Genomic DNA, 13,140 nt, shown 5'->3' on the forward strand with positions numbered 1-13,140 from the left:
GGCCACCCTGTGACTGCCCTGCCGCCGAGGTGGCGCGGCGGCAGCCACAATCCAAGGCCCCGCCAGCGGTGCTGGCAGGGCCTTTTTTATGGATATTCAGGACGGCAGCGCTTTGAACAGGCGCTTACGGTGCACCCGTCCACTCTGGGAGTCCCGCATGGTTTTTGATGTCAGTGTCGCCTTGACCTGGATTCTCTATATCGCCTTGTTCCCGATTGCCTTCTTCTGGTTTCGGCGCGCCTGGCGGATTGCCTTTCGCCGGGATTTTTCGGAGGTGGCGCTCAAGGGGGGTGAGTCACCCCCCAATGCTGAAAGGTATGCCCCCTATGCCATGGCCATCAATCTGGTTGCAGGCAGCGTGGCGGTGGTGGTGATCGCGGGCGTGGCTCTGGGGCAACTCGACTACAACACGTGGACGGCCATGGCGGGCAGCACCATCTGGTGCAAGTTTTTTCTCGATTTCGCCATCTCGCGCCATGCGCACATGCAGCGCGGCCCAAAGCCGCAGCGCCGCGCGGGGAAGTAAGTCACCGGTAAGTGGCCGGGCCACAATGGTGGGCGCCGTGCGCCTGCCGTGCGCTGCCGCCCTTGAACGGAGATTGCCGTGAGCCACACGCTGCGTTCCCAGCGCCTTGGTGCCTTGTTTGCCGCAGGTTGGCTGCTGCTGAACTTTCCGCTGCTGGGTTTGTGGGACAGCGACCTGAGCGTGTTGGGCATACCGCTGTTTCCGCTGGCGCTGTTCGTGATCTGGGGCGCCATGATCGCCACCGTCGCCTGGTGGATGGAGTCGCGCCCAGGCCTTGAAACGCCTGCGGCGTCCGAGCCCGAGCTGCCGCAGCCGCAGGTGCGGGATTGACCGCCATGCTGCCAGCGCCGCTTGTCATTGGCACCTCGCTGGCCTACCTGCTGCTGCTCGTCGGCGTCGCCTACTGGGCCGACCGCCGGGCCGCCGTGCGCCGCTCGGTCATTGCCCGGCCCTCTGTGTACGCGCTGTCGATGGCGGTGTATTGCACCGCCTGGACGTATTTCGGCAGTGTCGAGCGCGCCGCAACGGGTGGCATGTGGTTCCTGCCCATCTACCTGGGGCCTACGCTGGCCATGGTGCTGGGCTGGACGATGCTGCGCAAGATGATTCGCATTGCCAAAACGCACCGGATCACCTCGATTGCCGATTTCATTGCCAGCCGCTACGGCAAAAGCCAGTTGCTGGCAACGCTCGTGACGTTGGTGGCCGTGGTGGGCATCGTTCCCTACATTGCGCTGCAGCTCAAAGCCGTGTCCTCGGGCTATGCGCTGCTCACGTCCGGCAGCGCGGTGGCGCCGGCGCACCTGCACTGGAGCCAGGACAGTGCCTTTTATGTCGCCCTCTCTCTGGCAGGCTTCGCTATCGTGTTTGGTGCGCGCCACCTCGATACCACCGAGCGCCACGAGGGCATGGTGGCGGCCATTGCCTTTGAGTCGCTGATCAAGCTGGCGGGCTTTCTGTGCGTGGGGGTGTTTGTCGTCTATGGTCTGTTTGGTGGCCTGGGCGACATCTTTGCCCAGGCGCGGGCGCGGCCTGATCTGGCGGCGCTGTTGCATGCCGAGCAGGGCGGGGCGTATTCCTGGGCGCGCTGGATGGGGCTGATGGTGCTGGCCCTGTGCGCCGCGCTGGTGCTGCCACGGCAATTCCAGGTCATGGTGGTGGAGAACGTGCACGAAGACCATGTGCGCCGCGCGAGCTGGCTGTTTCCGCTCTACCTCTTGCTGATCAACCTCTTCGTGCTGCCCATTGCCCTGGGCGGTTTGCTGTATTTCAGCAGTGGCGTGCACAACCCCGAGCACTTTGTGCTCTCGCTGCCCATGGCCGCAGGGCAGAACGCGCTGGCGCTGTTTGTCTTCGTCGGCGGGCTGTCGGCCGCCACCGGCATGGTCATCGTCGAAACCGTGGCCGTCTCCACCATGGTCAGCAACGAGCTGGCGCTGCCGCTGCTGCTGCGGCTTCGCCTGCTGGACGCCGCCCACCAGCCGAGCGATTTCACGCGCCCGCTGCTCATGATCCGACGCGCCGCCATCGTGGGCGTGCTGCTGCTGGGCTACGTGTACTTCCAACTGGCGGGGGACGCGTATGCGCTGGCAAGCATTGGCCTCATCAGCTTTGCTGCCGTGGCCCAGTTTGCCCCGGTACTGCTGGGCGGCATGTACTGGCGCGGCGGCACGCGCGCGGGCGCCCTGGCCGGGTTGATCGTGGGTTTTGGCGTGTGGGTCTACACACTCATGCTGCCGTCGATTGCCAAGTCGGGCTGGCTGGACGCGGGTTTCCTCACGGCCGGGCCGTGGGGCATCGCCTGGCTGCGGCCCGAATCGCTGTGGGGCCTGCAGGGCCTCGACAGCCTGACGCACTCGCTGTTCTGGAGCTTGCTGACCAACTGCGCGGCCTATGTGGTGGTGTCGCTCTGGCGCGCGCCGTCCGGCCGCGAAGCCAGCCAGGCGCTGCTGTTTGTCGACGTCTTCCGGCGCGGCACGGCGCAAACACCGGTGTTTTGGCGCGGGCGCGCCGACGCCGCCGAACTCAAGCGCCTTTGCGAGCGTTTTCTCGGCGCGGAAAAAACCCGTGAGCTGTGGCGTGGCTATGCCAAGCAGGCCGGCTTGCCCGCGGACCAGGCCCTGGTCCCGGACGCACGCCTGGTGCAGTTTGTCGAAGCGCAGCTGGCAGGGGCCGTGGGCAGCGCCTCGGCACGGGTGCTGGTGGCTTCGGTCTCTGACGAGGAGACGCTCTCGCAAGGCGACGTGCTGGCCATGCTGGAAGAGGCGTCGCAACTGCGCAGCTACTCGCGTGCGCTGGAAACCAAGTCGCGCTCGCTGGAGAAGGCCACCAGTGAGCTGCGCAGTGCGAACGAACAGCTCAAGAGCCTGGACCGCTTGAAGGACGATTTCATGTCCTCGGTGACACACGAGCTGCGCACGCCGCTGACGTCGATACGCGCGCTGGCAGAGATTCTGCAGGGCGATGCCGAGGTGCCGCCGCAGCAGCGCCAGCGCTTTGTCGACATCATCGTGCAGGAGACCGAGCGCCTCACCCGGCTGGTCAACCAGGTGCTCGACATGGCCAAGATCGAGTCCGGGCACATTGACTGGCGCTTGGCCGACATCGACGTGCGCGCCCTGCTCGAAAAAGCCGTGGCCACCACGGCGGCGCTGCTGAGTGATCGGGGCGCAGAGATGCAGCTCGACCTTCCTGACGCCTTGCCGCCCCTGCGCGCCGACCCGGACCGCTTGCTTCAGGTGCTGCTGAACCTCATTTCCAACGCCGCCAAGTTCGTGCCACCGCAGGGTGGGCGCGTGCAACTGCGCGCGCGCGGCGATGGGCAAGGTCTGACCGTGTGCGTGCAAGACAATGGCCCTGGTGTGCCGGCGGGCCACGAACGCCTCATCTTTGACCGGTTTCATCAAGCGGGTGGGCCCACGCCGGGCGGGCAGGGCACCGGTCTGGGTCTGCCGATCAGCCAGCACATCGTGGCGCACTTTGGCGGCCGCCTGTGGCTGGAGCCGCCTGCCCCTGGTGCGCCGTCCGGCGCCTGCTTCTGCTTCTGGCTGCCCTGGCACCCCGCGTTTTCTGGAGACACTGCCCCATGACCCAAAAGAAGATTCTGATTGCCGACGACGAACCCAACATCGTGGTGTCGCTTGAATACCTGCTGCAGCGCGAGGGCTACGCCGTGAGCATCGCGCGCGACGGTCAGCAGGCCCTGGACGCCATCGCCCGCGAGGCGCCGGACCTGGTGCTTCTCGATGTGATGATGCCCATCAAATCGGGCTTCGAGGTATGTGCCAGCGTGCGGAGTGATGCGGCATTGGCGCATACGCGCATCCTCATGCTGAGCGCCAAGGGGCGCGACACCGACCTGGTCAAAGGCATGGCCCTGGGCGCGGACGACTACATGACCAAGCCCTTTGCCACGCGCGAACTGGTGGCGCGCGTGGCCGAGCTGCTCGCCAAGGAACGGCCATGAGCCAAGGTGTGCCAACCCGTCGGCCTGCGGAACGCTTGACGGAGATCGCACCGTGAAACGCAGCGACCCGCGGCTGATCGCCGCCATTGCGCTGGCCGGCCTGGTGATGGCGCTGTGGCTGGTGCTGATGTCGGCCATCGTCTGGTCCACGCTCGGCGCGTCCGAGCGCGAGGCCGTGGGCGAGGTGCTGGCGGGCCGGATCGCGCTGGTGTTTGTCGGCTGGGTGCTGGGGCTGATTGCCGTGGCGGCAGTGTTGCGCGTGCTGCACCAGCGCTATGTCGGCGCGCCGCACCGTTTGCTGGAGGAAGCCCGCGTCGTGCTGGCGGCGCGCCGGCCGCAGCAGCTCAAACCGCGCGGCACGCGCGAGATGCAGGCGCTGGCGGTGGCGGTGAACGAGCTGGCCGCGCAGCGCGACCGCCTGCGTGCCGACATGGACGCGCAGGTCACGCAGGCCAGCGAGCGCGTGCAGCAGGAGAAAGACCGCCTGGCCGCACTGATGGCCGAACTCCACCAGAGCGTGGTGGTGTGCAACCACGCCGGGCGCATCCTGCTCTACAACCAGCGCGCACGCCAGGCCTTTCGCGCGCTCTCGCAGGGGCCGCAACTGGCCGGTGGTGCCGAGTTGCTCGGCATTGGCCGCTCGATTTACGCGGCGCTGGAGCGCCAGGTGCTGGCCCATGCTTTCGAGCGCATCCAGCAGGCCGTGGCCAAGGGCGATGCCCGGCCGACAGCGCAGTTCGTCACCGCGGTGGCGGGCGGGCAGTTGCTGCGCGTGCAGGTGGCGGCGGTGCGCGCCAGCCAGGGCGTGTTGGGCCGAAGCACCGAGGTCACCGGCTTTGTGCTCATGCTCGACAACGTGACCGAGAGCGTGGCAGAGGAATCCGCGCGCGACCAGTTGCTGCATGGCCTGACAGAAGGCAGCCGTGCGTCGCTGGCCAACATTCAGGCGGCGGTGGACATGCTGGGCTACCCCGACATCGAACCTGCCATGCGCGAGCGCTTTCTGGGCGTGGTGCGCGAAGAGGTGGCGTCCATGGGCAAGCGGGTCACCGACCTTGCGCAGCGCAGCGCCCAGCGCCTCAAGACCCGCTGGCCGCTCGAAGACATGCTGGGCGCCGACTTTGCCGCCGCCGCGCAGCGCCAGCTCGGCGCGCGCTGCGGCTGCCCGGTGACACTGGACGCGATCGACCCGGTGCTCTGGCTCAAGGTGGACAGCTACACGCTGCTGCAGGCGCTCACCTACCTGGGCACGCGCCTGGTGGACGAGTTCGAGGTGCGCTTTCTGCAACTGCGCCTGGCGCGCGCGGGCGCGCACGCCCAGCTTGACCTGGTCTGGGGCGGCCAGGCCATGAGCAACGAAACCGTGATGAGCTGGGAGATGGACGCCATGCGCTTTGGCACCGAGCGCACGCCGCTCTCGGTGCGCGACGTGGTCGAGCGCCATGGCGGCGAGATGTGGTTCGAGCGCGAGCGGGTGCGCCACCAGGCGCTGTTTCGCTTTCTGCTGCCGCTCGCCAGCAGCCAGCCAGCGCCAGGCAGTCTGGCGGCGGCCGACCTGCCCAGTCGCCCGGAGTTCTACGATTTCGACCTGTTCCAGAGCATGGAAGAGGGCCGCGAACTCGAAGACCGGCCGCTCGCCGAACTGGCCTACACCGTGTTCGACACCGAAACCACGGGCCTGAACCCCTCGGGGGGCGACGCCATCATCCAGATCGGCGCGGCGCGCATCGTCAACGGCAAGCTGCTGCGCCAGGAGACCTTCGACCAATTGGTGAACCCGGGCCGCAGTATTTCGGCCGAATCGATTCCGATCCACGGCATCAGCCAGCACATGGTGGAGGGCCAGCCGGGCATTGGTGAGGTGCTGCCGGTGTTCCACGCCTTCGCGCACGACACCGTGCTGGTGGCGCACAACGCTGCCTTCGATATGAAGTTCCTGCAGTTGCAGGAGGAGGCCACGGGCACCGTCTTCCGCCAGCCGGTGCTCGACACCTTGTTGCTCTCGGCCGTGGTGCACCCCCACCAGGAGTCGCACCGCCTCGAAGCCATCGCGGAGCGCTTCAACGTCGCGGTGCTGGGCCGGCACACGGCGCTGGGCGACGCGTTGGTGACGGCAGAGATCTGGCTGCGCCTGATCCCGCTGCTGGCCGAGCAGGGCATCCACACCTTGCGCCAGGCGCGCGAAGCGGCGCAGAAGACGTATTACGCGCGGTTGAAGTATTGAGATTGCTACTAGGTTTATAGCTGGTAGCGCTTATGTATCAAGCGCTGGAGGCCAAAAATGGCCTGAATGTGTGCTGTGTCGAGGTCCCCGCGTGCGCCGCGCCCGGCATTCCGGGATGGAGGTCGGGGCACGGGTTTCGCTGCGCGGCTCCTGCGAGATCGTAAACACGTTCTAAAACCGCCCCGCCTGGTAGCGTTGGGCCAGCACGTCCTGCACCGTTTGCACCACCTGGAAGGCCTGCTTGAGGTGGCTGCGCTCGAAGTTCGAGAGTTCCTCCAGCGCCAGGAAGTTGTCGGGCGCCTGGCCCTGGGCCAGTTGCCGCGCCTGGTGTGCGATGCGCAGCTTGGAGATGAATTCCAGCGCCTCGCGCAGGTCGCGGGCGCTTTGCGCGCTGACTTCACCGGAGGGGGCGGCCACTTCCAGCCGGTCGTGCGTGTTCACTTGCGGCATTCCACCGGCCAGGGCGTACAGGCGCGCCAGGTCGACGATGGGCACGATGCCGGTGTGCTTGAGGTCAATGGTGCCCGGGTGCTCGCCGCCGCGGATGCGCGCAATGGTGCCAAACAAGCCCAGCGGCGGGCGGTGCTTGAGCGCGTTGCCCACCATGTGCGCCAGGAACAGGCTGTTGCCGCGCGTGTTCGCCAGCAGCTCGTGGCGCAGGCTGTCGAGCAGCTCGGCGCGGCCGTGGATGGCGCGCAGGTCAAAAAACACGCAGGTCAGCATCAGCGCCATCGGCTCGGGTGTGTCCACCCATTGGCGAAAGTACTCGGCCCAACGTGCGCGCGGCTGGCGCCATTGGTCGGTCATGGCCATCATCTCGCCGGGGCAGTGGATGTAGCCACACTCGGCCAGGCCGTCGCAGACGAAGCGCGAAAACTCGCGGAACCAGGCGCCGTGCAGCACTTCGTCGTAGTCGTCGCCAAGCACCAGGCAGTTGTCCTGGTCCGACAGCGCCGTTTGCTCGCTGCGCGCCTGCGAGCCTGCCGCCACCCACACATAGTCCACCGGCGCCGGGCCCATGCGTTCCTTGGCAAGCTGGATCAGGCGCACGGTGATGGCGTCGGTGATGGCGGTGACGATGTGGCCCGTGCTGTAGGCGCTGGTGCCCGCATCGACCAGGTGGCGCTGCAAGGCCTTGAGGCGCGTGGTCGCTTTGGCCAGGCCCGCCACCGAGGTCTGCTTGTAAATCTCGCCGGCCAGGACGACGGCCGAGGTGCTTTGCTGCTCGGCCAGGTCGGTTGCCGTGACCATGCCGACGATGCGCGCCCCCTCCAGCACCGGCAGGTGGTGGATATTGGCGCGCGCCATCGTCAGCAGCGCTTCGAACGCCGGGCTTTGCGCCTGCAGCGTATGGGGGTCGAGCGTGGCGATCTCGCGCACCGGTCGCGCGCTGTCCCTACCGGTGGCCAGCACACGGTTGCGCAGGTCGCGGTCGGTCACCAGGCCCAGCAGCGCAGCGCTGTTGCCACCGCCGTCCTCGATCAGCAGCACGCACGAGACGCGCTGCGCGTGCATGTGCTCGGCCACGGTGCGGATCGGTGTGTCCATGGGCAGGCACACCGGCGCACGTTGCACCAGGGCACGGACCGGCATGGCCAGCCGGTTGAGGCGCGCGCCGTCCTCGCCGGGCGCACTCTGCTGCTGTGCAAGGTCGGCCGCGGTGGGCAGCGAGGGGAAGTAATACTCCAGCGCGCCATGTGCCTGGCACAACTGCAACAGCACCTGCGGCGCCAGCCAGGCCACGGCGCCATCGGTCGCGGCCGTCGCCTGCCAGGTGGCCAGGTGGCGTGCGGGCGTGGCGCCAAAACCGAACAGCTCGCCGCGCTGCAGGCGTACGCCGTGGTCCAGGTCGGGATCGTGCAGGTCGATGGCGCCCGCGAGCACCATGCCCAGCCGGGTATGCAAGCCGCCCTGGGGCAGCAGCATGGCGCCCTCGGTGCTTGTCTGCTGCTCCCACTGCGTGGCGAGCACTGCCTGCTCGCCAGCGGTGAGCGTGCCCCACACACGGTGGTCGGCCAGCAGAGCGGCCAGGTCGTCGGGAGAGGGCGGAGCAGTAGGCATGGCGCGGACCCGGTGGGCGAAAGGGCCATTGTTGCAGGTCCTACCATCGCACTTTTGCGTGAACGCGCGAACGCATGAAAGCCTCTCCCCAAACCGTTCTGTGGCTGCAGCCGGGCGCACCGCCCAAGCCGGCGCTCGGTGCGCCCTGCAATGGCTGTGGCTTGTGCTGCCTGAGGGCGCCCTGCCCACTGGGCACGCTGGTCTCGCGCCGGCGCACCGGGGCCTGTGCGGCGCTGCGCTGGGACGGCGCTGAGCAGCGCTATCTCTGTGGGCTGATCAGCCACCCAGCCGAATTGACGGGCTGGCACCGCCCCTGGTTGTTGGCCATGGTCCAGCGGGTGGCGCGGCGGTACATCGCCGCTGGCGATGGCTGTGATGCAGACATCGACGTGATTCGCACAGGCAAATAGCTATCAGAAAAATAGCTAGAAGCGCTTTATCTATAAGCGCTGGAGCCTGATTTTGTCGATATTCTTTCAAGAATACGCGTGCAGTTCATATGGGAATTGCGCCCGGCAAAAAAATCATTCGCCATGAATCTTAGAATTCCGCCCGAATCCGCCTAACCAGGCGGTAAATTTTTGCATTGCGGCAAATCAAACAACTAGCCAGCCGCCGTCGGTGCTGGCGCCATTCCACAAGGACTCCCCCATGGACAGTGCGCTCATGAGCCTGTTAGGCGCCTTTCTGCTTTCGCTGATCGGCTTGTTTGCCTTTATTTGGTCCATGCGCAGAGGGCTGCTGGTAGAGAACCCGCGCGCTGCCTCGGTCATTTTCGCGCCGGGTGAAATCGGCCGTGCGGACGACCCGGCACTGGCCGGAGACGCTCAGCAGCCGCTGCGCCAGGCGGCCGCCGAGGCCGGCGAGGCGGGCCACCCACCCGACCCGGACGAGCTGGAGCACCGCGTCGCGGCCGACCGCTCAAGCGCATTTCCCGTCTTCATGTTCATTGCCTTTGCCTGCATGTGGCTGCTGCTGGGTTCGGTGGCAGGGCTGACCTCCTCGCTCAAGCTGCACATGCCGGACCTGCTGGTGAACGAGGCCTGGATGACCTTCGGGCGCATGCGCACCATCCACCTCACGGCGGTGCTCTACGGCTGGATCAGCAATGCTGCGCTGGGCACCATCATCTGGCTGCTGCCGCGTCTGCTGCGCACGCCGCTGATGGGCGGGGTCTGGGTGCTGCTGGGCGGCGCGCTGATCAACACCGGCATCGCCAGCGCCATTGGCGCCATCGGCTCGGGCTGGACAGACGGCATGGAGTACCTGGAGATTCCCTGGCAGATTGGCCTGTTCATCGTCGCCGGCTTCATCTGCATCATCGGTCCGGTCCTCTACACGCTGGTGAACCGCAAGGTCGAGTCGCTCTACGTCACCGTCTGGTACCACGTGGCGGCGCTGCTCTGGATTTCGCTGCTCTTCATCGTCGCCAAGCTGCCGGGTGTGCACACCGGCGTGCAGCAGGCCACCACCAACTGGTGGTATGGCCACAACGTGCTGGGGTTGTGGTTCACGCCGGTGAGCGTCGGGGCCATCTACTACTTCCTGCCCAAGATCATCGGGCGGCCGGTGCGCTCGTACAACCTGTCCATCCTCGGGTTCTGGACACTGGCGTTCTTCTATGGCCAGGTGGGCGGCCACCACCTGATCGGTGGGCCGGTGCCCGGCTGGCTGACCACGCTGTCCATCGTGCAGAGCATGATGATGATCATCCCGGTGCTGGCCTTCACCATCAACATGGCCGGCACCATGTGGGGGCGCATGCACCTGGCGCGCTATTCGCCCACGCTGCGCTTCATGATGTTTGGCGGCTTCATGTACATGCTGTCGTCGCTGCAGGGCTCGTTCGAGGCGCTGCGCAGCATCAACCAGGTGACGCACTTCACGCACTTCACGGTGGCGCATGCCCACCTGGGGGCCTACGCCTTCGTCACCATGGTGCTGTTCGGCGCCATCTATTTCATGATGCCGCGCGTGCTCAACTGGGAGTGGCCGTATCCGCGCCTTATCACCCTGCAGTTCTGGCTGGCGGCGGTGGGTATCAGCATTTATTTCGTCGGCCTGTCCATCGGTGGCTGGCTGCAGGGCATGGACATGCTGGATGCTTCGAAACCCTTCATGGATTCGGTGGCGGTCACGATTCCCTATCTGCAGTGGCGCAGCGTGGGCGGTTCGCTGATGGTGGCGAGCCATGTCATCTTCGTCGGCCACTTCCTTGCCATGGCGCTGCGCTTTGGTCCGCAGCGTGCCGGCGCCGCCCTGTTCTGGCCCGGTAAAGCTCAAGAGGTCCTTTATGGAGAATGAAGTCAAGCTCGCAGCGGGCGCCATGGTGGCGCTGGCCGTGGCCACTACGGCGCTGGTCGTGCTGCCCTACATCCAGGTGCGCGACGTCCAGGCACCCGAGGGCCTCAAGCCGTACACCAGTGCCGAGCTGCGTGGGCGCGAGGTGTACATCTCCAACGGCTGTGTGTACTGCCATTCGCAGCAACCGCGTGACCGCAGCTTCGGCCCCGACACTGAGCGTGGCTGGGGCCGTGCCTCGGTGCCCGCCGACTATGTGTACGACAAGCCGCACCTGCTGGGCAGCATGCGCACGGGACCTGACCTGTTCAACATTGGCGCGCGCCAGCCCAGCCAGGACTGGCATCTGGGCCACATCTACCAGCCGCGCGCCTACGTGCCAGGCTCCATCATGCCGTCGTACCCGTTTTTGTTCGACGTCAAGCCCAAGGCGGAAGAGGGGGATGTGGTGCTCAAGCTGCCGCCTGGCACGGTGCCTGAAGGCCGCGTCGTGGTGGCACGCCCAGAGGCGCTGGACCTGGTGCGCTACCTCCAGGGGCTGAACCATACCTACCCCGTGCTGCCCCCGCAGCCGCGCGGTGCCGCGGCACCGGCAACTGCCGCCACGCCGGCACCGGCACCCGCTGCGGCGGCAAGCGCCGCGGCGTCCTGAACCTGGGAGCATCGCCATGGAACCGATACCTCAAAAATCTGACACGCATCTCGCCCAGGAGCGCGAAAACGCCGAACCCGAAGAGCGCATGCGCCCGATTCCGCTGACGGTGGTCGCCGTGGTGATCGCGATGGTGCTGTTCGGCGTCGTCTACCTGCTGACGGCCGATCCGGTCGGCGACACGAACCTGGGGGATCACCGCACGGTTGCCGACCTCTCGGGGCCGGCGCCGGCAGCGCCGGGCGCGGCCGTGGACGGCAAGGCGCTGTTTGCCGCGAACTGCGCGGCCTGCCACCAGGCCACGGGCAAAGGCTTGCCGGGCGTGTTTCCGCCGCTCGACGGCTCGGAATGGGTCAAGGGCGAACCGCGCGTGCTGGCCAATATCCTGCTGCACGGCATTGATGGCGAGATCGAGGTGGCTGGTGCCACCTACAAGGGCTCCATGCCCTCGTTCCAACATCTCGGCGATGCCGATCTGGCGGGCGTGATCAGCTACGTTCGGGGCGCCTGGTCGAACAAGGCCGAGCCGATCAAGCCCGAGGTGTTCGAGCACGAACGCAAGACCAGTACCCGCACCAAGCCGTTCGAGGGGGGCGCGGCGCTCAAGGCGCTGGCAGCCGGGTCCTGATGCTGCGCACCGCGCTCGCTGCCGCGCTGCTGGCCTGCGCCGGCTACGCGGGTGCGAGTTGGCTGACCGACGATTTCCAGGTCTGGACGGCCGAGGGCGCGCGCCGCCTGGAGGTGGCGCTGCAGCCGGTGCCCGTGCCGGAGGTGCGTATCGAAGGGCCGGGTCTCCCGGTGCAGCCGCTGGCCGCATGGCTGCATGCACCGGGCCGCGTGACCGTGGTCGATTTCATTTACACCCGCTGCGAAACGCTTTGCCTGAGTCTGGGCGGTGTCTTCCAGCAAATGCAGCGCAGGCTGCAGCTGGGCGGGGGTGGCGGGAGTGGCGCGGGCGATGGCGTGCGCCTGCTGTCCATCAGTTTCGATGGGGCGCACGACACGCCCGATCGCCTGGCGGCCTACGCGCGCGGCCTGGGCGCTGACCCGGCGCTGTGGCAGTTCGCCCGGGTGCCCGATGCGCACGAATCCGCCGCCTTGCTGCGCCGCCTGCAGGTGGTGGTGGTGCCTGATGGCCGTGGCGGCTACGAGCACAACGCGGCCCTGCTGGTACTCGATGCGCACGGTCGGCTGGTGCGCGTATTCGATCTGGCCGAGCAAGAACTGGCGCTCAACTACGCACGCCATCTGGCGGCCAAGGGGGGCGCGTGAACGGCCATCGCCCGCAGCCGCGCTTGGGCGGCTGGCCGATGGTGGCGGCGGGGCTGCTGGCCGCCTTGCTGGCACTGCCCCCGGCGCGTGCGCTGCTGGAGGCGAGCATGCTGCGCCACATGCTGCTGCAGGCGCCCTTGCTGCTGCTGGCGGGCGCGCTGCTGGCCGGTGCCGCCGGGCCACAAGCACGTACTGCCATGGCGCGCTGGAACGCGTACGGCATCAGCGGCTTGCTGGCCGCGGGGGGCATCCTGAGTCTGCTGATGGTGCCGCGCGCGCTCGACCTGGCGTTGGTGGCGCCACCGGTCGAGGCCGCCAAGTTCGTGCTGCTGCTGCTCGCCGGCGCAGCGCTGCGCCTGTCGTGGCAGCCCGCCGGGCTGCTGGTGCAGGGTTTTTTTCTCGGCAACGTCCTGCCGATGATGGCCGTGGCGGGACAGCTCTACGCGGATTCGACGGTGCGCATTTGCAACGCCTACCTGTTGGACGACCAGGCGCGGCTGGGCGAATGGCTGATCGCGCTGGCCTGTGGTTTTGCCGTGGTCTGGCTGGCCCAGGTGGCGCGCACCATGGTGCTGCGGGACGCCCACGCAGCGGCGCTGGATGCAGCACCTTCAATGCTATTGAAAAAATAGCTAAAA

12 protein-coding genes are annotated in these 13,140 nt (G+C 67.1%); 11 read left to right on the plus strand and 1 reads right to left on the minus strand.

What is annotated here, in order from left to right; translation table 11 throughout:
• Positions 1-157 precede the first annotated feature (157 nt).
• From D3F03_RS15435 to D3F03_RS15455, 5 genes are all read left to right on the plus strand, one after another.
• Positions 158-526 carry a hypothetical protein gene (locus D3F03_RS15435; RefSeq protein WP_119110334.1) on the plus strand — a complete coding sequence of 123 codons (369 nt, stop codon included), beginning with the start codon at positions 158-160 and terminating at the stop codon, positions 524-526.
• Between the two features lie 78 nt (positions 527-604).
• The gene (locus D3F03_RS15440; RefSeq protein ID WP_199665488.1) at positions 605-856 is read left to right on the plus strand and encodes a hypothetical protein; all 252 of its coding nucleotides are present in this window, start codon (positions 605-607) and stop codon (positions 854-856) included.
• A 5-nt stretch (positions 857-861) separates the two neighbouring features.
• On the plus strand, positions 862-3,615 hold the full coding sequence (locus D3F03_RS15445) for a sensor histidine kinase (RefSeq protein ID WP_119110335.1): 2,754 nt from the start codon (positions 862-864) through the stop codon (positions 3,613-3,615).
• Entirely contained in the window at positions 3,612-3,992 is a 381-nt protein-coding gene (locus D3F03_RS15450) for a response regulator transcription factor (protein WP_119110336.1), read from the plus strand. The genes D3F03_RS15445 and D3F03_RS15450 overlap by 4 nt, the downstream gene beginning before the upstream one ends.
• Positions 3,993-4,044: 52 nt before the next feature.
• Positions 4,045-6,216: a 3'-5' exonuclease gene (locus D3F03_RS15455; protein ID WP_245960654.1), complete on the plus strand. Its 2,172-nt coding sequence runs from the start codon at positions 4,045-4,047 to the stop codon at positions 6,214-6,216.
• A gap of 171 nt (positions 6,217-6,387) precedes the next feature.
• On the opposite strand, the gene D3F03_RS15460 is transcribed toward D3F03_RS15455, so the two are convergent.
• On the minus strand, positions 6,388-8,277 hold the full coding sequence (locus D3F03_RS15460; RefSeq protein WP_119110337.1) for a putative nucleotidyltransferase substrate binding domain-containing protein: 1,890 nt from the start codon (positions 8,275-8,277) through the stop codon (positions 6,388-6,390).
• 74 nt (positions 8,278-8,351) lie between these two features.
• On the opposite strand from D3F03_RS15460, the gene D3F03_RS15465 reads away from it, so the two are divergent.
• The 6 genes from D3F03_RS15465 (at position 8,352) to D3F03_RS15490 (ending at position 13,134) form a co-directional block, all read left to right on the plus strand.
• Entirely contained in the window at positions 8,352-8,687 is a 336-nt protein-coding gene (locus D3F03_RS15465) for a hypothetical protein (RefSeq protein ID WP_119110338.1), read from the plus strand.
• 241 nt (positions 8,688-8,928) lie between these two features.
• Positions 8,929-10,581, plus strand: coding sequence for a cbb3-type cytochrome c oxidase subunit I (locus tag D3F03_RS15470; protein WP_119110339.1), 1,653 nt, complete (start codon positions 8,929-8,931; stop codon positions 10,579-10,581).
• Positions 10,571-11,230, plus strand: coding sequence for a cbb3-type cytochrome c oxidase subunit II (locus D3F03_RS15475; protein WP_119110340.1), 660 nt, complete (start codon positions 10,571-10,573; stop codon positions 11,228-11,230). Before D3F03_RS15470 ends, D3F03_RS15475 begins: the two co-directional genes overlap by 11 nt.
• A gap of 16 nt (positions 11,231-11,246) precedes the next feature.
• Entirely contained in the window at positions 11,247-11,858 is a 612-nt protein-coding gene (locus D3F03_RS15480; protein ID WP_119110341.1) for a c-type cytochrome, read from the plus strand.
• Complete coding sequence (locus tag D3F03_RS15485; protein WP_119110342.1) at positions 11,858-12,502, plus strand: SCO family protein; 645 nt, start codon at positions 11,858-11,860, stop codon at positions 12,500-12,502. Before D3F03_RS15480 ends, D3F03_RS15485 begins: the two co-directional genes overlap by 1 nt.
• Complete coding sequence (locus D3F03_RS15490; protein WP_245960655.1) at positions 12,499-13,134, plus strand: hypothetical protein; 636 nt, start codon at positions 12,499-12,501, stop codon at positions 13,132-13,134. The genes D3F03_RS15485 and D3F03_RS15490 overlap by 4 nt, the downstream gene beginning before the upstream one ends.
• Positions 13,135-13,140: the final 6 nt, after the last annotated feature.

It is taken from the genome of Simplicispira hankyongi (assembly GCF_003570885.1).
In the GTDB taxonomy this organism is placed as follows: Bacteria; Pseudomonadota; Gammaproteobacteria; order Burkholderiales; family Burkholderiaceae_C; genus Simplicispira; species Simplicispira hankyongi.